At 49.0% G+C, this 21,683-nt stretch carries 20 protein-coding genes; 15 read left to right on the top strand and 5 right to left on the bottom strand.

Annotated features, from left to right (window positions below):
- Window position 1: 1 nt before the first annotated feature.
- The 8 genes from BM331_RS08500 (at window position 2) to BM331_RS08470 (ending at window position 10,672) form a co-directional block, all read left to right on the top strand.
- A complete protein-coding gene (locus tag BM331_RS08500) occupies window positions 2–886 on the top strand; it encodes an FkbM family methyltransferase (protein WP_074928842.1) in 885 nt (294 codons plus the stop codon).
- Window positions 883–2,190, top strand: a complete 1,308-nt coding sequence (locus BM331_RS08495) for an FkbM family methyltransferase (protein WP_074928840.1) — start codon at window positions 883–885, stop codon at window positions 2,188–2,190. The genes BM331_RS08500 and BM331_RS08495 overlap by 4 nt, the downstream gene beginning before the upstream one ends.
- A complete protein-coding gene (locus BM331_RS08490; RefSeq protein WP_074928839.1) occupies window positions 2,190–6,224 on the top strand; it encodes a glycosyltransferase in 4,035 nt (1,344 codons plus the stop codon). The genes BM331_RS08495 and BM331_RS08490 overlap by 1 nt, the downstream gene beginning before the upstream one ends.
- Window positions 6,225–6,292: 68 nt before the next feature.
- Window positions 6,293–6,442 carry a hypothetical protein gene (locus tag BM331_RS11865; RefSeq protein WP_177217852.1) on the top strand — a complete coding sequence of 50 codons (150 nt, stop codon included), beginning with the start codon at window positions 6,293–6,295 and terminating at the stop codon, window positions 6,440–6,442.
- A gap of 21 nt (window positions 6,443–6,463) precedes the next feature.
- Window positions 6,464–7,498 (top strand): GDP-mannose 4,6-dehydratase, encoded by a 1,035-nt coding sequence (gene gmd / locus BM331_RS08485; RefSeq protein ID WP_074928837.1) that lies wholly within the window; start codon window positions 6,464–6,466, stop codon window positions 7,496–7,498.
- Window positions 7,482–8,393 (top strand): GDP-mannose 4,6-dehydratase, encoded by a 912-nt coding sequence (locus tag BM331_RS08480; protein WP_256214863.1) that lies wholly within the window; start codon window positions 7,482–7,484, stop codon window positions 8,391–8,393. The genes gmd and BM331_RS08480 overlap by 17 nt, the downstream gene beginning before the upstream one ends.
- Window positions 8,390–9,535, top strand: a complete 1,146-nt coding sequence (locus BM331_RS08475; protein WP_074928834.1) for a glycosyltransferase family 4 protein — start codon at window positions 8,390–8,392, stop codon at window positions 9,533–9,535. The genes BM331_RS08480 and BM331_RS08475 overlap by 4 nt, the downstream gene beginning before the upstream one ends.
- A gap of 12 nt (window positions 9,536–9,547) precedes the next feature.
- Window positions 9,548–10,672 (top strand): glycosyltransferase, encoded by a 1,125-nt coding sequence (locus BM331_RS08470; RefSeq protein WP_074928833.1) that lies wholly within the window; start codon window positions 9,548–9,550, stop codon window positions 10,670–10,672.
- Window positions 10,673–10,765: 93 nt separating this feature from the next.
- Here the strand turns inward: BM331_RS08470 and BM331_RS08465 are convergent, their stop codons facing one another.
- The 3 genes from BM331_RS08465 to mntA form a co-directional block, all read right to left on the bottom strand.
- Window positions 10,766–11,722 (bottom strand): UDP-glucose 4-epimerase family protein, encoded by a 957-nt coding sequence (locus tag BM331_RS08465; protein ID WP_074928831.1) that lies wholly within the window; start codon window positions 11,720–11,722, stop codon window positions 10,766–10,768.
- Window positions 11,723–11,913: 191 nt separating this feature from the next.
- Entirely contained in the window at window positions 11,914–12,234 is a 321-nt protein-coding gene (hepT, locus tag BM331_RS08460; RefSeq protein WP_218154572.1) for a type VII toxin-antitoxin system HepT family RNase toxin, read from the bottom strand.
- Window positions 12,219–12,626 carry a type VII toxin-antitoxin system MntA family adenylyltransferase antitoxin gene (mntA, locus tag BM331_RS08455; protein ID WP_074928829.1) on the bottom strand — a complete coding sequence of 136 codons (408 nt, stop codon included), beginning with the start codon at window positions 12,624–12,626 and terminating at the stop codon, window positions 12,219–12,221. The genes hepT and mntA overlap by 16 nt, the downstream gene beginning before the upstream one ends.
- A gap of 179 nt (window positions 12,627–12,805) precedes the next feature.
- On the opposite strand from mntA, the gene BM331_RS08450 reads away from it, so the two are divergent.
- Together BM331_RS08450 and BM331_RS08445 are read left to right on the top strand one after the other, a co-directional pair.
- The gene (locus BM331_RS08450) at window positions 12,806–13,501 is read left to right on the top strand and encodes a sugar transferase (RefSeq protein WP_256214862.1); all 696 of its coding nucleotides are present in this window, start codon (window positions 12,806–12,808) and stop codon (window positions 13,499–13,501) included.
- Window positions 13,502–13,564: 63 nt separating this feature from the next.
- Window positions 13,565–15,502, top strand: coding sequence for a polysaccharide biosynthesis protein (locus BM331_RS08445; protein ID WP_256214861.1), 1,938 nt, complete (start codon window positions 13,565–13,567; stop codon window positions 15,500–15,502).
- Window positions 15,503–15,521: 19 nt separating this feature from the next.
- On the opposite strand, the gene BM331_RS08440 is transcribed toward BM331_RS08445, so the two are convergent.
- Window positions 15,522–16,109 carry a guanine deaminase gene (locus BM331_RS08440; RefSeq protein ID WP_074928825.1) on the bottom strand — a complete coding sequence of 196 codons (588 nt, stop codon included), beginning with the start codon at window positions 16,107–16,109 and terminating at the stop codon, window positions 15,522–15,524.
- Between the two features lie 192 nt (window positions 16,110–16,301).
- Here BM331_RS08440 and motA point away from each other — a divergent pair, with 192 nt between their 5' ends.
- The 3 genes from motA to BM331_RS08425 are packed head-to-tail and all read left to right on the top strand — an operon-like array spanning window position 16,302 to window position 18,921.
- A complete protein-coding gene (motA, locus tag BM331_RS08435; protein ID WP_074928823.1) occupies window positions 16,302–17,162 on the top strand; it encodes a flagellar motor stator protein MotA in 861 nt (286 codons plus the stop codon).
- A gap of 42 nt (window positions 17,163–17,204) precedes the next feature.
- Window positions 17,205–18,149: a flagellar motor protein MotB gene (gene motB, locus BM331_RS08430; RefSeq protein WP_074928822.1), complete on the top strand. Its 945-nt coding sequence runs from the start codon at window positions 17,205–17,207 to the stop codon at window positions 18,147–18,149.
- Window positions 18,124–18,921 (top strand): class I SAM-dependent methyltransferase, encoded by a 798-nt coding sequence (locus BM331_RS08425; RefSeq protein WP_074928820.1) that lies wholly within the window; start codon window positions 18,124–18,126, stop codon window positions 18,919–18,921. The genes motB and BM331_RS08425 overlap by 26 nt, the downstream gene beginning before the upstream one ends.
- A gap of 12 nt (window positions 18,922–18,933) precedes the next feature.
- Here BM331_RS08425 and cysS read toward each other — a convergent pair whose 3' ends face one another.
- Window positions 18,934–20,334 (bottom strand): cysteine--tRNA ligase, encoded by a 1,401-nt coding sequence (cysS, locus tag BM331_RS08420; protein ID WP_074928819.1) that lies wholly within the window; start codon window positions 20,332–20,334, stop codon window positions 18,934–18,936.
- Window positions 20,335–20,456: 122 nt separating this feature from the next.
- On the opposite strand from cysS, the gene BM331_RS08415 reads away from it, so the two are divergent.
- On the top strand, window positions 20,457–21,098 hold the full coding sequence (locus BM331_RS08415) for a peptidylprolyl isomerase (RefSeq protein ID WP_074928817.1): 642 nt from the start codon (window positions 20,457–20,459) through the stop codon (window positions 21,096–21,098).
- Window positions 21,099–21,116: 18 nt separating this feature from the next.
- Window positions 21,117–21,608 carry a peptidylprolyl isomerase gene (locus BM331_RS08410; RefSeq protein ID WP_074928815.1) on the top strand — a complete coding sequence of 164 codons (492 nt, stop codon included), beginning with the start codon at window positions 21,117–21,119 and terminating at the stop codon, window positions 21,606–21,608.
- Window positions 21,609–21,683: the final 75 nt, after the last annotated feature.

Below are 21,683 nucleotides of genomic sequence, written 5' to 3'. Positions count from 1 at the left end.
TATGGTATTTTCCTTTAGAAATCTTTTGAATGAAGATAATGATTTAAATATCCAAAAATCAAATACAACGGAACCGATCGTTGTCGTTGACATAGGTTGTCGATGGGGCTTTGCAGAGCAGTTTTTGAGCAAAAAATGTCAGTCTGTATTTAAGATCTTTGGATTTGACCCGGACGAGGCAGAGTGCGCTAGACTTCAGGCCTCGTACAGTCACCTGCCGGATGGCTATGTTACTTGCGTTCCAATTGGATTGGCTGCTTGCTCGGGGCAGCGCAATCTTTATCTGACGAAGGAGCCCGCATGCAGCTCGCTTTACCCCCCGATTCAACATCTGGCCGAAAAATATCCTGCCCTAGATTGTATCAGCCTACAGAAAATAGTTACGACACGTGTCACAACGCTAGATTTGTGGGCACGCGAAAAAAAATTGCAAACTATTGACTATATCAAGATCGATACGCAAGGCTCAGAGTTGGAAATATTGAAGGGAGGCGGTAGCTTAATTGATACTACCCGCTGTATCGATATCGAGGTTGAATTCAATCCGATCTATGAGGGGCAAACGCTTTTTGGGGAAACGGATACGTATCTTCGTTCTAAGGGATTTATCCTGTGGCGCTTGTCGAATTTGGTTCATTATTCGTTGGGTGGCGAGCAATTTGTAATGCCCGACAAAAACTCCGTGTGTTTTGATACGAATGTCCGGCTTGAGACAGAGGCTTATGGTGGTCAGTTGTTTTGGGCTGATGCCCGGTATATCCATAGAAATGTGCTTGCACAGCACTCGCCGGATTCTACTGTTCGCCAGCGTGATCTGAAACTTTTCGAGGCGCTTAACATGATTGATGTCGTTGATCACATGAACCGGGTTCAAGCATCGATATGACTTTTGTTTCTTACGCTCAAAATTTCGAAGACGTGATGCTCTGGCGTGCGCTTAAGCACGTGGAGTGTGGTTTTTATATAGATGTCGGTGCCAATGATCCTGAGATAGATTCGGTAACGAAGGCTTTTTATGATCGCGGATGGAGAGGCATCAATATTGAACCAGTAGTGCAGTGGCACAAGAGGCTCGAAGAGAAGCGGCCGCGTGATATCAATCTGCAGATTGCAGTTGGTGCCCACCAAGGCGAACTCGTGATATATGAGTTGCCAGATACGGGGCTCTCAACCCAGGACAAAGCGATAGCCATGCGACATGAAGCTGAACGTGGCTATACAAAATTTGAACATCTTGTATCTGTGGAAACGCTGACATCGGTCTGTAAGCGTTTCCATTTGACTCCAATCCATTTTTTGAAGATCGACGTAGAGGGAGCGGAGAAAGATGTTCTCGTAGGACTTGATCTTTCTCAGATTCGTCCGTGGATTATCGTTATTGAATCGACATTGCCGAATACTCAGATTCAAAATCATATGCAATGGGAATCAATTCTTTATGCTGCCAATTATGAATACGTATATTTTGATGGCTTGAATCGCTATTATCTTACGAGTGAGCATGACGACCTAAAACCACATTTTAATGCTCCACCAAACGTTTTTGACGAGTTCATTCTCAACCAGCAATTTATTTCTGAACTGAAGACCGAGCAAGCAGAGGCCAAAGCTGAGCAGGCAGAAGCTGAGCAAGCAGAGGCCAAAGCCAAAGCTGAGCAGGCAGAAGCTGAGCAAGCAGAGGCCAAAGCCAAAGCTGAGCAGGCAGAGGTTGCATCAAATCAGTATTTGGCACAGCTTCATGCTGTCTATGCCAGCACTTCCTGGCGCATTACCGCACCACTGCGTGCTATGTGGTGGACGCTAATGTGGCCACGCAGATATACGGCAAAGCTACAAATGCCGTTGGGCATCGTGCGGTCAGGAATTCAGAGAAGTGTGGCGTCAGTGGTGAACTCTGGAATAAGATGTGCGCAGAAATCACCGCGATTCCGACGGCTTGCGTTTTATTTTTTACACCATATGCCTGCTGTACTCATGAAATTACGCCAGATCCGCATTGAGTCACAGTTATCTCATGGCACCTACTATTTTGATTCGGCAGCTGGCTGGGCCTTGACACCAGAGCTGCCATCCACCGGTTTACTTGGCCATACCGCAGCGGATCTTCCCCAAGCTCCGGTAGTTAATGGAATGAATTCGCAGCAGCGCTCCCCGCTAGAGGCGTATATTCATGTGTACATTGGTCGCTAATGAAGAAAATCCTTGCCTTTTGTTTCTTCCCTGCCTTTGTGCCCCCTTCTAATGGTGGCCAATCCCGGCTGTTCAACTTTTACGCCGCCCTCAGTCGTTGGCATCAGGTCACGCTGCTGACCTCTACTCATGTTGGTGTGCATGAAGAGGTGTTAAGTCATGGCACCAATTTCATCGAGCGACGTATACCTAAGGATGATTATTTTGTCCAGCAGTATGCGATGCTTGAGCAATATTCTGGTGGTGGAGATTTGTCTGGGCCCGCTATAGCTGCGTGTGGTCGATTGCCTACTCGGTTGCATCAGGTTTATTTAGAGGAATACCAAAACGCAGATGTGATCGTTCACGACTCCCCGTTTACAGCGGATTATGATATTTTTGCTGGTACCGACAGTAAGCTTCGCGTGTACAACGCGTATAACTGCGAGACCATACTTTACCAGCAGTTGCACGCCTATCAAAAATCTCTGCCAATTCATGATCTTGTCCGTGCTAGTGAAGAGCGTTTGCTCTCCTATGCGGATCTTGTCCTCTATTGCACTGATGGTGACTTAAATGCATTCCGGGAGATGCTTCCAGGTACCGTATTTGATGCTTTCTACGCTCCAAATGGGATGGTGCCTAGAGCCAGGACGGTTAATAGTAAGGCGACTGAATCAAAGAATTTTCGTGCTGTCTTTATGGGAAGCGGCCATCTTCCGAATGTTAGCGCGGCTGATTTTATTGTTGATGTATTAGCGCCCACGTTACCGGACATCTCTTTCGATATCATTGGTAGTTGCCTGCCTGAAGGGCAATATCCCATTAACTTGAAACGTCACGGTGTGGTAGATGACGAGAAGAAAGCACAGCTTTTGGAGCGAGCAAACATTGCGTTGAACCCTATGACGGATGGGAGCGGCTCTAACGTAAAGGTCCTGGAGTACTTTGCTTTCGGACTCCCGGTACTTTCTACGTCTTTTGGCATGCGGGGCATCCAAGCTGAGGCTGGGAAGGATTATCTTGAGGCGGAGTTGGATCAGTTTGCTGGTGTTCTCCATAATGCAGCAGTGGATCGGACTGAGTTGGCCATGATTGGTATGTCTGGCCAAACTTTGGCTTTGATGCGGTACACGTGGGATGCCATCGCTCAATCCGTAGCGGAGCGAATCAACGCACTTGCCAGCTCCAAATTAGCACGAGGTGAACGCCGTTACGTCCTCGCGTTGAATGACTATGATTCCTTTGAGGGCGTTGGTGGAGGCAAGACGCGTACGCGTGGGCTTTATGAAACTGTCAGGGAATGGAGCTCCGTGGTATTCATGAGCTTTTCAGGCGATGGGACACTGGGAGCAAGGCAGCACAGCGAAGGTATTACCGTAATAACGATACCTAAAGCGGCTGACCATATTATTGAACAGGCTCGCGTCAATTCACAGTTTCATGTTTCTGTAGATGATATTCTCGCAAGCCGACACTGCAAAAAAAATACCTGGATGATAGGTATTTATCAAGTGCTACGGCAATCGGCACGGTGCATTGTTGTAGAACATTGCTATATGGCTGGCTTGCCTCTTGCATGGAATGATCGTTTTGTTTATTCCTCACAGAATAACGAGACGGAGCTTAAAAGGCGGCTTCTTGAGAGGCACCCACTCAAGCAAGAACTGATTTCTGAGGTAGAGCACACCGAGCGCTTGGCCGTGGAGTGTGCAGCGGCCATCATCGTGGTATCCCAAGAAGATGCGGAAAGCCTAGTGAAGGGTAAGCGTACAGCAGGTCCGGTTATTGTGGTGCGCAATGGAGCATCAATGCCAGCACTTGGAGAAAAAGTCGAACGGGTGAGGGGTGGTGTACGGGAGCTAACTGGTGACCGTGCTGTTGTCTTCTTGGGTTCAGCCCATATGCCAAACGTCGAAGCGGCCAAATTCATTGTGGAGCAATTGGCATCCCAGTGCCCTGAAGTACGGTTTCACTTGTTAGGGTCAGTTTGCAACACGATATTGCATGTACCCCGTAACGTTCATTTGTGGGGGGTGGTAGACGAGGTGACCAAGAGTGCTGTATTGCAGTCTTGCGTCCTCGCGCTCAACCCCATGAGCATAGGTAGTGGCTCCAACGTAAAGCTGGCAGACTACTTAGGCAGTGGGCTTTTTGTTTTGACATCGGAATTTGGTCAGCGGGGTTATCCAGGCAGCATCAAAGATCATGTCGTAGTCGCCCCACTTAATCAATTCGCGGAGAAGATACGCACATTGCGCGACGAGCCACAACACTATTCTCCAGAAGCTCGATCATCCCGATTCTCATTATTTGAGCGTGAATTGACGATGCGAGGCCTTGCAGAGCGGTTTGTTGCTGCGCTGCAGAGCTTGGAGCGGCGTAAGAAGCGCGTTCTATATGTTGCGTATCGCTATGTTGTCCCTGCATTGGGAGGGGCGGAAGCTAATATTGAAAAGTTTGTGAGCGCTCTCGGAAACAGTGGCAAATTCGATGTTGATGTAGTTACTCCTGAAATCAGCGGGATCCATAATCACTGGCGTTTCGGTGAAAATTATTCCTTTGACCCTACATTGGGCGTGCCGGTAGATATTCCGAATGTACGTTTTGCCCGTTTCCCGATTGATACACCACATCAGGTATGGATGAATACCTGCCTTGGTAAAGTGTGGCGTGCCCAGCCTCTGTATGAAAAAGCCATTGATCGTCAGCTGGTCGGGCGCTATGCACAAACTGGAATCACCTGGGGTTGGAGCTACCCCGAGGGGGAGGGTTCAAGTGCCGCGCGCTGGGCCTTCATGGAGTGCGGAGTGTTTCTTGTCGCAGCGTCGTCTGTTGACTTGCAAGGGTACAGCTCGAATTCTGTCGTGATCACGGCCTTTAGAGGACAGCAAATGATCGGCGGACCTTGGTCTGTTGAGGGTGATTTTCATCTGGCGTTACAGGTACCGGCGGGGGACATCACGTTCTATACTTCGGCTCCATTGTCGGTGAAGGACCCTAGACCACTGGGTTTTCTAGTAACTTATCTTGCTGTATCTGGCAGGTCGCTGGATCTGTTTGCTTCAACCCTTATCCAAAAAACTCTCCAATCACTGCCTGCAAAAGATATCTTTCATATTCTTGACAGGGCTGCTGAAGAGTCTCGTGTACCGCATGGGGTACGTTTGACAGACAGTCGTGGTCCATGGAGTGCAAGCATGGAGCGTTTCATCACGGATCATGTGAAGGATTACGACTTGGTTGTCACTCACAATAATGTCTTCCGTCCCGCCGTGGTCGCGATCGCTGAGGCGGAGAAACAGGGTGTGCCATCCATCCTGATACCCCACGCCCACTTCGATGACGATTTTTATCATTTTCCAGATTGGATGGAGAGCGCACGTGGCGCGAGCCTCGTACTTGCCGTGCCTAAAGTGGCATGCGATTTTTTGGCTGAAAAAGGCTGTAATGTTCGCTATCTGCCAGCTGGCTGTGATGCAGATGAGCAATTCACACCTGCAGATCAAGAGGTTTTTCGCAAGATGTATCCCTCGAATCGACCTTTTGTACTTGTGTTAGGTCGCAAAGCAGGCGCGAAGGGGTATCGGTACGTTGTCGATGCCGTTGAGAAACTCAATATCGAGGATATTGACTTGGGTGTTGTGCTGATTGGTCCGGACGATGACGGTATTCCTATAGCAAGCCCCAATGCATTTTACCTCGGCCGTCAGCCCCGTAACGTAGTCAGGGGTGCCTTGATGTCTTGTGTTGCTCTTGTGAATATGAGCAGTAGCGAAAGTTTTGGTATTGTACTGCTCGAAGCATGGCTAGCAAGAAAGCCCGTCATCGCAAATAAAAATTGTGCTGCATTTCATGATATGGCGGTGGATGGTGAGAATGCGTTTTTGGTCGATCCAGAAAATGTTGGTGAGGCAATGCATCATCTGCTTGTGCAGCCAGATCTCGCTCGATATTTGGCAGAGAATGGGAATCGGCAAGTTCCATTATTCAACTGGGAAGCAGTAAATGAAAATTTCATCAATTTTTGTTCAGAGATTATTAATAGAAAATAAATGATTAGATGACACTCTCAATATTAAGTAAGCCTTACAGGAAATAGCTTCTCTGTAGCGCAGATGGTATGCCGCATGAGACGGTTTTTTTGAGCCCAACAGGCCCGTACCAATCTGTACTTGAAGGAGTGCGCGAGATGTTCGGCTTGTTTGATGAGGAAAGTGAGCTTGATCTTTATCGTTATGTGTCACACATGGACAACATTCCATATTTTTAACTGCAATAATTAGAGTGTTTTATGAAGATCGCAATCATCACTGGCATCACCGGTCAGGACGGCGCTTATCTGGCGCAATTTCTACTTGAGAAGGGTTACACAGTTTATGGGACCTTCAGGCGTACCAGTACTGTGAACTTCTGGCGCATTGAAGAGCTGGAAATTCAAAACCATCCCAATCTGCATCTGGTCGAGTATGACTTGACCGATTTATCTGCAAGCATTCGCTTGCTGCAAAGTACTGAAGCGACAGAGATTTACAACCTGGCGGCGCAAAGTTTTGTGGGGGTGTCGTTTGAACAACCGGTGACCACGGCTGAGATTACCGGTATTGGCGTAGTCAATCTGCTGGAGGCGATTCGTATCGTTAACCCAAAGGTGCGTTATTACCAGGCAAGCACTTCAGAGATGTTTGGCAAGGTACAGACTATTCCGCAGAATGAAAAAACACCCTTTTACCCGCGCAGTCCCTACGGAGTGGCAAAACTATACGCGCACTGGATGACAATTAATTATCGCGAGAGCTATGGTGTTTTTGGTGCCAGCGGCATTTTGTTTAATCATGAATCGCCATTGCGTGGGCGTGAGTTTGTTACGCGCAAGATCACCGATGCAGTGGCGCGTATCAAGCTGGGTAAGTTGGATGTACTGGAGCTGGGTAATCTGGATGCCAAGCGTGATTGGGGGTTTGCCAGGGAGTACGTCGAGGCAATGTGGAAGATGCTGCAGGTTGATGAGCCTGATACCTATGTGGTAGCAACTGGCCGTACCGAATCGGTACGCGATTTCGTGACTATGGCATTCAAGGCGGCGGGTATTACGGTGGAATTCAAGAGGAAAGATGAGAGTGAGATTGCCGTTGACGTTGCTACCGGCAAGACAGTTGTGCGCGTGAACCCCAAATTTTATCGGCCGGCGGAAGTTGATCTGTTGATTGGCAATCCGGCAAAGGCGAAAGAGAAATTGGGCTGGGAACCTGAAACTACGCTTGAACAGCTTTGTACTATGATGGTTGAAGCGGATGCTAAGCGTATCAACCGTGGCTTCTCGTTCTGATCAGCCGCGGGCTCTGGTAACAGGGCTCAAGGGTTTTACCGGTGCCTATCTGGTGGCAGAGCTGCGCGCAGCAGGCTATAAGGTATTTGGCACTGCGCATGCTAGCAGCCTGTCGTGTGATGAGGGTGTTTATCAGGTTGATTTGTGTGATCGTGCTGGCCTTCGGGACGTTGTGGAGGACGTACGACCAACAGTCGTTGCACATCTGGCGGGCATTTCTTTTGTTGGTTATGGGGATGCCGAGGCAATTTATCGTGTCAATATCGTGGGCACGCGTAATTTGCTTGAGGCGTTGGCAGGGTTGCCGGAGTTGCCCAAGTCAGTATTATTGGTAAGTAGCGCTAATATCTATGGTAATACTGCTGAAGGGATGCTGGATGAATCCACCCCAGCAAACCCGGCCAATGATTATGCCGTGAGCAAGCTGGCCATGGAGTATATGGCGCGGTTGTGGATGGATCGCCTGCCCATTGTGATTGTCAGGCCTTTTAACTACACCGGGGTCGGTCAGTCTGTATCTTTCCTTTTACCTAAGATTGTGTCGCATTTCCAGCGGCACGAGCCTGTCATTGAGTTGGGGAATATTGATGTTGAACGAGATTTTTCTGATGTTAGGATGGTGGTGAAAGCTTATATCGCCTTGTTGGAGAAGGCACCGAAAGGTGCGGTGTTCAATGTGTGTTCCGGATCGGCCTGGTCACTCAAGCAGGTGCTTAAAGTGATGGCGGAAATCGCAGGCTATGAGATTGAGGTGAGGGTAAATCCTGCTTTCGTCCGTGCTAACGAGGTGAAGCGTCTGCTGGGCGATGCAGGCAAGTTACATCGGGTCATCGGCAAGCTGGACCGTATTGATTTGAAGGATACCTTGCGCTGGATGCTGACTGAGAGCCAATGAAGGTTATCCTCTCGGTCGATTCGATTAAGTATCCACTGACTGGGATAGGTCGATATACTCGCGAATTGGCTCATCAGCTGGCTGACAATGCAGAGGTGTCGAACCTGAAGTTCCTTCATGGAACACGTTTGATTGATGCGATTCCAAAAGCTGTTGTCAGTGAGTCTGGAGCATTTTCTGGCTTACGCAGGAAGTTGCTGAAGAATCGGCTTGTTGTATCCTTGTACCAGTTTTCCATGCCACGAATGAAGGGATTTGTATTACGTGGGCAGGAGGATCATATCTTTCATGGCCCAAACTTTTATCTGCCGCCTTTCAAGGGGCGGAGTGTTGTAACAATACATGATCTCTCCAACTATCTTTGGCCAGACTGTCATCCGCCGGAGCGGGTGCGGTACATGCGCTCTGAAATTGAACTCTCGTTACGACGAGCTTCCCGGTTGATTACTGACTCTGAATATACGCGCAAGGAAGCAGCCAGTTTTTTCGGGTGGCCTTTGGAAAAGATTCATGTTGCAAAGCTTGCCAGTGCGGCAGAGTTCTACCCACGAACCTTGGGGCAACTGACTGCCTGTTGGAAGAAGTATGATTTACCCGAACATGGTTACGCTCTTTTTATCGGTACGATCGAGCCGAGAAAGAATATTTTAGCTCTCCTTGATGCTTACGGTGCTTTGCCCGAATCGGTACGTATGCGCTGGCCTCTTATCCTTGCCGGTTATAAAGGTTGGAAGAGCGAGGATATCCATGATCAGATTGAAAGAGCGATGAGGGCGGGCTGGGCGCGTTACCTTGGTTTTCTGCCTACGGATGAGTTGCCACTACTGATGGCTGGGGCGCGCTTGTTTGTTTTTCCATCACTTTACGAGGGCTTCGGACTGCCGGTGATTGAGGCGATGGCTTCCGGTGTGCCGGTTATTTGTTCAAATGCGTCTTCATTGCCCGAAGTGGCTGGACAGGCCGCCCTGATGTGTGGCGCTTCGGATGTCGATACGCTGAGAATCCTTATTGCCCGAGGCCTGGAAGATGAGGTATGGCGTACCTCAGCTGTGGCCGAGGGATTAGCCCAGGCTGCCAGGTTCAGCTGGCGGCGTTGTGCAACAGAAACGCTTGTGGCCTATCGTGCCGCGCTAGGTGATTGAAATTAGCGTTCTGTGAAAGTACTGAGCATCTATCGCACCTATTTTCCAGATCCTCCCGGGGGGCTCCAGGAGGCAATTCGTCAGATTTGTATTGCCACCGGTAAGTTTGGTGTGGAGAACACGATTTTTACACTGTCTCCTGACCCGATTCCCAAAGTGATTACGCGCCCGGAAGCGCGTGTAATCCGCTGTCGATCATGGGCTGCTCCTGCTTCGTGTGATCTGGGTGGAATCGCCTCATTTCGGCAGTTTTCGAAATTGGCCAAATGGGCGGATGTGGTTCACTATCATTTCCCTTGGCCATTTGCTGATTTGTTGCATCTGGCTACACGACCAACGGTGCCTGTGATCATGACTTACCATTCGGATATTGTACGACAGCGCTGGCTTGGGCGCGTCTATACGCCACTAATGCACAGCATGCTCAAGGCGATGACAGCCGTTGTGGCGACTTCTCCAGTCTATGCAAGAACAAGTCCAGTTTTATCTGATAGTTTCTTACGCGATCGCGTGTGTGTGATCCCCTTGGGCATCGACGAGCGCACTTATCCTCAGCATAGTGACGACGGTGTGCTTCTGCGCTTAGGGCTTGGCATAGATCAGCCGTTTTTTCTATTCATCGGAGTGTTGCGATACTACAAGGGGCTGCATTTTCTGATCAAATCAGCTGCATTTGTACGTGCGCGGGTGATCATTGCGGGCTCTGGTCCCGAAGGAACTATGCTTCAGGAACAGGCTCGGCAACTTGGCCTGGAGAACGTGATCTTTGCTGGCCAGGTATCGGAGGTGGAGAAGGTGACGTTGCTGAAGCGCTGCCGTGCCCTGATCTTGCCCTCTCATCTGCGTTCGGAGGCCTATGGTATGGTGCTGGTCGAAGCGTCGATGTTCGGCAAGCCGATGGTGAGCTGTGAGATCGATACCGGGACATCTTTCGTAAACCAGCATGGGGAAACTGGTTTCGTGATCCCGCCTGAATCGCCAGAAGCACTGGCTCAAGCCATGAATGCTTTGTTGGTAGATAATGTACTGGCAGATCGGTTAGGGCAAGCTGCGCGGCAACGTTATGAAACGCTCTTTTCGGGATCTGTGCTAGGTAAAGCTTACGCGCAACTGTATCAGGAGGTATTGGACAAGTGAATTGGCCGCACTTTGATCTGAGTAAATATATCCATCGATGAACATTGACATGCTACAAAATTACTTCGATCTGCAGAATGAGTGTATACAAAATTACCGTTGGTGCTCCACCAACTTTTCCAAACCTTCGTCTACTGATAATGGCGGCTGCCACCCGAGCAGTGTGCGGGTTTTACTGATATCCACCTGCAACGAACTCAGCAAGCGCTGCGCTACTGCACTCTTGCCCAGCAAACGCGCCGCCAGGTGCAACAGCCACACCGGCACAGCAAGTAAACGCGCTTTTTTGTCTAATGCTCGGCCTAGTCGCTGCAATAAATCGGCGGTAGATAGATCTTCTCCATCACTTACTAGAAAAACCTGATTGGCCGCGTTTGGGTGATCCACGCAGGTGTAGATAAGATCCACCAAATTGTCCAGTGCCACCAGACTACGACGATTTTTCACCACTGCGCCCAATGGCAGAGGAAAACCACGCTGTATCCAACGCAGCATGGCCAGAAAATTACCCTTGACACCAGGGCCATAGGTTAGCACCGGGCGAATGATGACCAGTTCCATACCCATTTCCTGAGCCAGCTTGTGTAGGCCCGCCTCAGCCTCGGCCTTGGAAATGCCATAAGCATCTTCTGGCGCAGGTGTGTCATCTGCTGAATAGGGACGCCCCGACTGCGTACCTTCGCCGTTGACCTTAATCGAGCTGATAAACACAAAACGCCGTACCCCGGCAGCGGCAGCCTGCTGCGCCAGGTACAACGTACCCTCCACGTTCACGCGACGATATTCCGTGAGTGGATCAGCCGCGTTATCTTGCATGACATGGACGCGGGCAGCGCAGTGTATTATTACATCCACTCCTGCCAGGGCTTGCGCCCAGTCGGTGGCCGCATCCAATGTGGGTACGATTACCGCTTCATCAGCCGGACACCCTGCTGTCAACGCCGAGGTTGGCGTGCGAAATACAGGCCGTACCATTACCCTTCGTTGCCGTAGTGTCTGCCAGACGGCACCGCCTACAAAGCCACTGGCTCCGGTCAACAAGATATTCATTTCATGTCTCTTAGCGTAGCATCTGTGTGAATAACAATGGACGAGGACAAACACCTTTATGGCCCGGATGATTTTGTCTATCAATTTTCTGGTACTTGTTGGTAGGCATATTGGAAAATCTGGGTGGCAAAGTCTTTGAAATTGATCAGGTGTTGTTGTGCAATTTTGTGCACGATAAGCCAGTTAATAATTTAGTAATTATGTACGGCTATATTTCTGAAACCAACTGCCTTTTTAAGTTGTGCTGCCACTGTCGCATCCAGAATATTGGCTTGCGCCAGAAGATCGAATGTTTGGCCCATTGTTGTTGATACAGGTGTTGTGGTTTCTGCAAGAAGGTGGGTACCGATATCAACAGAGATTTGAACAGCGCGACTAAGATTTAAAGCAATGATATCTTGCAGATCAATATCGTTGATTAGCTCTTGTGCAGTTGCCGGGCATTTTTGCTGGATTCTTTCCAGGCATCTGCGTAAAGATTCAAGCTTTTGATCAATTACTTGCCTATCCATGCCTTGCGCCTTTCTGCCAGAATTCTGCGCTGATACGGCACAAAATCTGCTTGATCTATCAGGTGTTTACTGAGAAGCTCGGCATAATATTGATTCTTTCCCGAGATTTTTCTTCCGCGTTGCAGAATTTGCCCCAGTAATGGCTCGCCAGCCTGGCTCAAATCGACCAAATCTATCGGTCGGCCTGTGGATTCGGCTAATGCATTGATAAGTGAAATTTTATTTTGGGCTGAGAGCGGTTTTTTTGCCAAAATAGCAATATCAAGGTCACTTTCCAGAGAGGCTTTTCCTGCGGCGACAGATCCAAAGATGATTACAAGCTTGATGTCAGAAAATTGATCCGTTACTGATTGAATCTGTCTGTCGATTTTGTCTGTCTCCTGCTGGTTCATCCGTATCACCTTTTGCAAGTTTCCGTTTGATGATAAACGAAATTGCCGGGAGGGGTATCGGCTTCTCTGGTGGGGTGAGATCATCATGATCTTGACAATCTCCATCCGTGTGCCGAATCATTCGGTGTTTTATCAATTGTCTGTACTTGCTGGTTACAAATATCCCGGACTGATCGCTGATGTTTCTTGATTTTGCTGCCTCCGATAACCAGCGCACCGTGGCGGCCTTATCGCAACAATTGCGCGGATCGGATGCGGGTGATCCGATAAAGTGTTTGAGCAGATTGGTAAGTGAATTTGTAAATTTGGACATCATGTTACGTTTACTGGATATTGTGCTGGCAGCCTTGGGTATTCTGGTTGCTTTGCCGCTGTTGGTGATTCTTTATGTGATTGGGTTATTCGACACACGATCACCATTATTTCGACAAATAAGGGTAGGAAGACAGCAAAAACCATTTGTCCTGGTTAAATTCCGTACCATGCGGCCGGGTACGGCTTCTGTTGCCACGCATCTGGCGGATGCCTCGGCCATTACCTCTTTTGGTAAATTTTTGCGAAAAACCAAGCTGGATGAGCTGCCGCAATTATGGAATGTACTCAAAGGGGAGATGAGCCTGGTTGGTCCCCGACCTTGCTTGCCAAATCAGCTTGAGTTGATCAGGGAACGAGAGCAACGGGGGATCTTTGATGTGCGCCCGGGTATTACGGGGTTGGCACAGATTCGGGGTATTGATATGTCTATCCCTGCGTTGCTGGCGGAGGTTGATAGGCAGATGATCAAGACGTTGTCGATGGTAAATTATTTTAGGTACATTGTGCTGACAGCGACAGGTCGTGGAGCAGGGGATCGTGTAAGGGAAAAATCCGGTTGATTGAGTTGATAGTTGATTATGGTTAAAAATTACTTCAGACAGCTTGCACCCTCAGTTTTAACCTTGTCTCGCACGACAAAACGGCTGATTGCCCTTTCTGTAGACTTCAGTTTGTGTGTTTTGACAGTCTGGCTGGCTTATTACCTGCGTTTGGGTGAGTTTGTCAGTTTTTCCAGGCAGGGTCCATGGGCAGAGGGCGTCATCTGGGCAGCGGTAGCCTCAGTGGTACTGGCGTTGCCCATTTTTATCGTTACCGGTCTTTATCGTGCCATTTTCAGATACAGCGGCTGGCCAGCGTTATTGACGGTAGCGCGTGCTATCAGTATTTATGGGCTGATCTATGCCACTACCTTTATGGTTATCGGGCTGGCAGGTGTTCCACGAACAATCGGTATCATTCAGCCGATTCTGCTGCTCCTGTTTGTTGGTGCATCGCGTGCGCTGGCACGTGTGTGGTTGGGAGATCAGTACCAGAATATTTTGAGACATATTTCCCGACCCAGGGCACTTATTTACGGTGTTGGCCGAACAGGTCGTCAGCTGGCAGTAGCCATGGCCAATAGTCCGGAAATACAGATGGCGGGGTTTCTGGATGATGATGATCGCTTGCATGGCCATGTACTTAATGGTTTGCCTATCTATAACCCAGGTGATTTGGCTGCCCTGGTTTCGACCTTGAATATTAGCGATGTCTTGCTGGCGATGCCGGGTATTTCACGCCGTCGTCGCAATGAAATTTTGTGCCAGATTCGTGACGCTCGTGTTTCGGTACGGACATTGCCCAGTGTGACTGATCTGATCCAGGGCAAGGTGAGTATTACAGATTTGCGCGAACTGGATATTGACGATCTGCTCGGGCGTGAACCAGTAACACCAAATCATATTCTGCTGACAAAAAATATCCTGGGCAAAGTGGTGTTGGTGACGGGAGCGGGTGGATCGATTGGCAGTGAGCTTTGCCGCCAGATTCTTGTTGTGGGGCCGACCAGGTTGCTGCTGGTCGAACAGAATGAATTTGCGCTTTATGTGATTCACCAGGAGCTGGGGGGGAAGCTTGCCGGTCGTGAGATTGTGCTGGTGCCCCTGCTGGCATCGGTGCAGGACGTAGGCCGGATGCAGGAGATCATATCTACCTGGCACCCGGATACTGTCTACCATGCCGCTGCTTATAAGCATGTGCCGCTGGTGGAGCATAATCCGGCAGAAGGCATTAAGAACAATGTGTTTGGCACACTCCATCTGGCACGGGCCGCTGAGGAAAATGGTGTGATAGATTTTGTGCTGATCAGCACAGACAAGGCAGTGCGACCTACCAATATCATGGGTGCGAGCAAGCGCCTGGCAGAACTGATATTACAGGCGCTGGCCGATAACAATTCCGCCACCCGATTTTCCATGGTGCGTTTCGGTAATGTGCTGGGTTCATCGGGCTCAGTGGTGCCGAAATTCCGTCAGCAAATCCGGGAAGGAGGCCCGATCACGCTGACTCATCCGGAGATTACCCGTTATTTCATGACTATTCCGGAAGCGGCTCAATTGGTCATCCAGGCAGGGGCAATGGCCAGGGGCGGGGGCGTATTTGTGCTGGACATGGGGGAATCAGTGAAGATTATGGATCTGGCACGCCACATGATTGAGCTTTCCGGTTTGACTGTCAGAGATGAGCAGAATCCGGAAGGGGATATTGAAATCGAGATCACCGGTTTGCGCCCCGGTGAAAAGCTTTATGAGGAGCTGTTGATTGGTAATAACCCGGAACTGACCTCCCATCCGAGGATCATGAGAGCGCATGAAGATTCTATTCCCTGGGTAGAGTTGGAAGGCAAACTGAATGCCTTGGAAATGGCGCTCAGTGTGAATGATGTCAGTGTCATCCGGTTGATGATGGAACAACTGGTTCCCGGTTATATCCCCAATCAGGAGATTGTAGATTGGGTGTATCTTGCGCAGGAAGATGAAGCCCGGGTAATGGGGCTGGACAGTCAGGGAACCTCCGGATAAAGGATAAATAATCTGCTGTTCATTTGTGTATTCCGCAGCGTGCGTTATAAATCACGCCGTTGCAGGCAACGTAGTCGTGTAGCAGTGTACAGGCAGTATCACGCAACAGATCGGTAGTCACGGCGATGCTGCGAGCTTCCAATTCATCAATCCAGTTCTCTGGCCGGGGGCCTTCGTCGAAACCAATTGCTTCCACATCATCACCGCGTGCAGCACAGACCAGGCTGCGTACGCCGGACCAGATCACTGCGCCAAAGCACATCACGCAGGGCTCAGCACTGGTTACCAGTTCACAGGCAGGCAGACCGTCAGCGCCCAGATCGTGGTTGCCCAGTTTTGCCTGCGCCAGCGATAACGCAAGTATTTCGGCGTGAGCCGTGGAACAGTGACTTGATACCACTCGGTTAGTACCGGCTGCAATCAGCAAGCCGCTGTCGCGCTCGAATACCGCCGCAGCAAAGGGCCCACCATCCGTAGCCATATTGATACGCATGAGTTCAAGCACGTAACCCATACGTGCTTCGGGTTTGCTCAGCACGCGCGACTCGGTATTCGCCTGTACGAGGAAAGCTGGCAGTTTAATGTGCAATGCAGTATTCATGCTCATGGGGTAAAACTCTACACTACTGTCGATCGACGCGGGTAGCACTTCAGCACTATTGGATCTTCATCGCCATAAAAATGAGCTTTGTCCAAAAGCCATTGACGCTGGCCCAATATCCAATTAACGAGATAGCCGGATTAAAGTCCGCCCGCCAGCAGCCGATAAAGTCTGAAATTCATAAGAGGTTTTTCAGTCATGCTGGTAACTATCGGATATCTTATTGTTATTGTCTCCGTGTTTGGTGGGTTTGCTCTGGCAGGCGGCCATCTGGGATCATTATTTCAGCCGGTCGAGCTGCTCATGATTGCAGGCGCTGCGCTGGGTGCATTCTTCGTCGGTAATTCCGGCAAAGCAATCAAGGCTACTTTCAAAGCGCTTCCTGGCGTTTTTCAGGGTGCCCGGTATACCAAGGTGGTCTATATGGAGCTGATGACACTGCTCTATGAAGTGCTCGGCAAAATCCGCAAGGAAGGGCTGATGTCGATTGAGGCAGATGTGGATGATCCTGCTAAAAGCCCGTTGTTCACAAAATATCCCAAAATCCTGTCGGACCATCATGCCATAGAATTCATTACCGATTATCTGCGGCTGATGGTCGGCGGCAATCTTAATCCCCTGGAAATTGAAAATCTGATGGATGGTGAAATTGAAACGCATCACCAGGAAGGCGAAGTGCCCGTACATGTTATCAGCAAGATGGGGGATGCACTGCCGGCTTTCGGAATTGTGGCAGCCGTGATGGGGGTGGTGCATACCATGGCGTCAGTCGGCATTCCACCGGCAGAGTTGGGCAAGTTAATTGCTGCGGCACTGGTTGGGACGTTTCTTGGGATCTTACTTGCCTATGGTTTTGTTGGCCCTTTGGCGAGTCGCCTGGAGCAGCGACTACACGAATCCGGCAAATTGCTGGAATGCATCAAAGTTACGCTGCTGGCTAATCTCAATGGCTATGCACCGGCGCTGGCAGTTGAATTTGGCAGAAAAGTATTGTTTTCCACCGAACGACCATCATTCATCGAGCTGGAAAAACATGTCAAACAGAGTAAGGCCAAGTGATGTTGTTTCCCCGAGTTTCCCTGTTTCTGCATGAGGTCATGAATGGCTGAGGATTTTTCACAAAAACCAATCATCATCAAACGCATCAAGAAGATAGCGGGGGGACATCATGGCGGAGCTTGGAAAATTGCCTATGCTGACTTTGTGACCGCCATGATGGCTTTTTTCCTGTTGATGTGGTTGTTGGGTTCAACAACACAAGGGGATAAGGAAGGTATTTCTGAATATTTCAAGACGCCCTTGAAAATTGCATTGCTTGGGGGAGATGGTAGCGGGGACAGTACCAGTGTCATTAAAGGAGGTGGTGATGATTTGAGCCGGCGAATCGGCCAGATGAGACGATCGGATTTTGATGATCTAAAGCAATCTCTTGATATGGATGCACTGCAGGCTCTCCAGGATCGTGTTGAGCGTGAACAACTGGAAAAACTCAAAATCAAGATTGAAGATGCAATCAACAGCAATCCGGAACTCAACAGGTTCAAGAGTCAGTTATTGCTCGATATTACTTCAGAAGGCTTGCGCATCCAGATTGTTGATGAAAAAAACCGTCCGATGTTTGCTATCGGAAAAGCAGAATTGCAACCGTATACCAAAATGATTCTGCGTGAAATTGGCAAAATGCTGAATGATGTCGGTAATAAAATTAGTCTTTCTGGTCATACTGATGCAACTCCCTATCCTTCCGGTGAAAAAAGCTACAGCAACTGGGAATTATCGGCGGATCGTGCCAATGCTTCCCGACGTGAGTTGATTGTAGGTGGAATGAAGCCGGAGAAAATGTTACGTGTGGTCGGGTTGTCTTCGGCTGTGATGTTTGATAAAGAAGATCCATTCAACCCGTTTAACCGGCGGATCAGCATTATCGTCATGAATAAAAAAGCCGAGGATGCCATTACCCGTGAAAGCCTTGGTGAAGTGAATATCCATAGTAAAGAAGAAATCAATCCGCGGATTGTGGATGGAAACAATGCTGTATCCAACTGAGATTGTTCATCAGTGTGCTGCTTCCAAATCGCTGCTGAAAAAGATTTTTATAGTGCTGCCAGGCAGTATTTTGCTTGTATGTCTGCTTGGGGTAATTCTGCCGTGGCCACTCACACTGCTGCATGCAATCTGGCTACAGGGAGTGATTGCTGCGCTCATGAGTTTCTATCTGTTTCACTTGCCAGTTTGGCAGGCGGTGATTCATCTGTTCTTTTTCCCGGCGTTGCTGTCGGCGATATTAACACTGGAGCTGCCTGCTGATTGGTATCTGGCTGGTTTTATTACACTCATACTGATTTTTGGAAGAATACATCACACCCGGGTACCGTTGTTTCTATCTAGCCGGGAAGCAGTTGATACACTGGCTGGATTGCTGCCACAGGATTGTAACTTCAAATTGATTGATTTGGGCTCGGGGTGTGGCGGGCTGGTATGCAAATTGGCGCGGATGTTGCCGCATGGCAGCTATCGCGGTGTTGAGGCCGCCATGCTGCCCTGCTGGATCAGTAAGTGGAGAGCAATGCTATCCGGGCAGGGTTACCGGTTTCATTGGGCAAGCATCTGGCATCATAATCTGGCTGAATATGATGTGGTGTATGCCTATCTTTCCCCTGTGCCCATGCTGTGTTTATGGGAGAAAGTATGCCAGGAAATGCGTCCGGGCAGCCTTTTCATCAGTAATACCTTTACTGTTCCAGGTGTCATGCCTGATCAGTGTATCCAGCTGGATGATTTCAGTGGCGCCGCACTTTATATCTGGCAAATACCTTGATGAAATTCTGCATTATTGTCGTCGCCAGGTTGTTCCTTGTGGCCCGTCTTCCAGAATAATGCCGGCTTCGGCCAGTTGCTGACGCAGTGCATCAGCCTGCGTAAAGTTCTTTTCCTTACGCGCCTGTAATCGCTGCTGGATCATGCGTTCAATTTCTTCTGTGGAATGGCGATCATCCTGTGGGTATGCGGGATGCTGCAAATATTGCCTCGGTGATTGCTGCAACAGGCCCAGTATTCCGCCCAGAGCTTTGAGCAAGCTGACATAGTGTGAATCACCCGTCCGGTTTGCTTCGCTTGCCAGATCGAACAGTACTGCAACTGCCTCCGGTGTGTTGAAATCGTCATTCATCGCCGCCATGAAACGCTGAGCATAAACATTATTTTCCCAGTCAATCGTAGCAGGTGCTTCTTCAGCCTGTGCCTGTGATGGCGCATGATTTCTCAGCACTGTGTAGAGACGTTCCAGTGCATTTCTGGCATCGTTGAGGTGGGCATCCGAATAATTGAGCGGGCTGCGATAGTGTGCTCGTACAATGAAAAAACGAACCACCTCGGATTGGTATCGTGCCAGCACTTCTCGCACAGTAAAAAAATTACCCAGCGATTTGGACATTTTTTCATTATCTACGCGTACAAACCCGTTGTGCATCCAGTAATTGACATGGGAGTGACCGTGGACGCCTTCACTTTGTGCGATTTCGTTCTCGTGATGCGGGAATTGTAAATCCTGACCGCCCCCATGAATGTCAAACTGCTCACCCAGGTAATGCTCGCTCATGGCGGAACATTCAATATGCCAGCCCGGACGCCCCTTGCCCCACGGCGAATTCCAGCTGGGTTCATCGGCTTTAGCAGCTTTCCATAACACAAAATCCAAGGGATCCCGCTTGTTGGTATCGATCTCCACGCGCTCACCGGCACGCAGATCATCGAGTGATTTACCCGAGAGTTTGCCATAGCCAGGGAAACGGCGGACGTCGTAAAATACATCGCCGTTGTTTGCTACATAGGCGAGTCCCTTGCCCAGTAATGATTCGATCATGGTGACCATGCTCCCGATGTATTCGGTTGCGCGCGGCTCGAAAGAAGGACTGATGACGCCCAATGCCGCAGCATCTTCTTCCATTGCCTGAATGTAGCGGGCAGTCAGTGCACCAAACGGCTCATGGTTTTCCAGCGTGCGGCGAATAATCTTGTCGTCGATATCAGTGATGTTGCGGACATAAGTTACCTTGTAGTCAAGGGTCTGCAGCCAGCGTACTACGCTGTCAAATACTACCAATACACGAGCGTGCCCAAGATGGCAGTGATCATAAACAGTCATGCCACACACATACATTTTGACTTTCCCGGGCGTAAGGGGGATAAATTCTCGTCTGGAGCGGGTGAGCGTATCGTAAATTTTGAGCATCGGCGGCGTATGCAAGAGAGATAGTTGTGTAGAAGTGCTTATTTTGTTGATAAAATCAGGGACTTTTCTTTATAAAAGTCCGCCTGGCAGAACCAGGGGCAAAACCGTGTGAGTATAGCATAATGACAATCTTCTCCTTTGGGCGGCATACTGCTCGCTCAGTAAAAGTAGTTACCACCACTACGCTTTTCTTTACCTTATACCTGACGATGCTGGCAACATCCGTTTTTTCAGCTAATCCCAAGGTCGAAATCAAAACCAATCTTGGAGCGATACAGATAGAGCTTTATGCCGATCAGGCGCCCAAGACTGTCGAGAATTTTCTGAGCTATGTTAATGATGATTATTATACCGGCACTATTTTTCATCGGGTTATTGCCAAATTCATGATTCAAGGAGGCGGATTCGATCAGAATTACACACAGAAGCCTACCCGGCAGCCTGTTGAAAATGAAGCCACCAATGGACTTAAAAATACACTTGGCACGATAGCGATGGCGCGTACCAATGAACCACATTCTGCTTCGTCACAGTTTTTTATTAATGTCGCAAATAATGATTTTCTTGACTACACCGCTCCTACCATGCAAGGGTATGGTTACACAGTCTTTGGTAAAGTTACAGCCGGCATGGATGTTGTTAATGCTATTGCCGGGACACCAACCGGAGCAAATGGGCCTTTTAACAGAGATGTGCCACAAAACATGATTGTTATTGAAAGTATCAAGTTGCTCCCGGCTTCTGCCAATTCCGAAAATCCGTAAACTCAGGATAAAATTAAAATGGTTAAAATACATACAAATTACGGCACCATTACCTTGGAACTCGACAGCGACAAAACACCTGTCACTGTTGAAAATTTCCTGCGTTATGTTGATAGCGGACATTACGACAATACCTTGTTTCATCGTGTCATCGATGGTTTTATGATTCAAGGTGGCGGTTATGCACCAGAAATGAAAGAAAAATCAACTTTGGCACCTATTCAGAATGAGGCTGCTCTGGGTTCCGGTAACGAGGCCTATACGATTGCCATGGCTCGCACTTCCGATGTGCATTCTGCCACTGCACAGTTTTTTATTAACGTTGCCAATAATCACTTTTTGAATCATACCGGTATGACACCACAAGGCTTTGGTTATTGTGTGTTCGGTAAGGTTGTTGAAGGCAAAGAAGTAGTTGATGCGATCAAGAAAGTGAAAACAGGTCGTTCTGCCGGACACCAGGATGTACCGCTGGAAGATGTCATCATTGAGAAAGCTGAGCGGGTTTGAGCTAAAACTCTGATAAATAATTTACCCGGCACCAAAAATAATTTGGCCTGTGTTTTACAAATGAAAATTCAGTAG

Origin of the sequence: Nitrosomonas eutropha, assembly GCF_900116685.1 — a bacterium.
In the GTDB taxonomy this organism is placed as follows: domain Bacteria; phylum Pseudomonadota; class Gammaproteobacteria; order Burkholderiales; family Nitrosomonadaceae; genus Nitrosomonas; species Nitrosomonas eutropha_A.
This window is presented reverse-complemented; position numbering and strand designations above follow the sequence as displayed.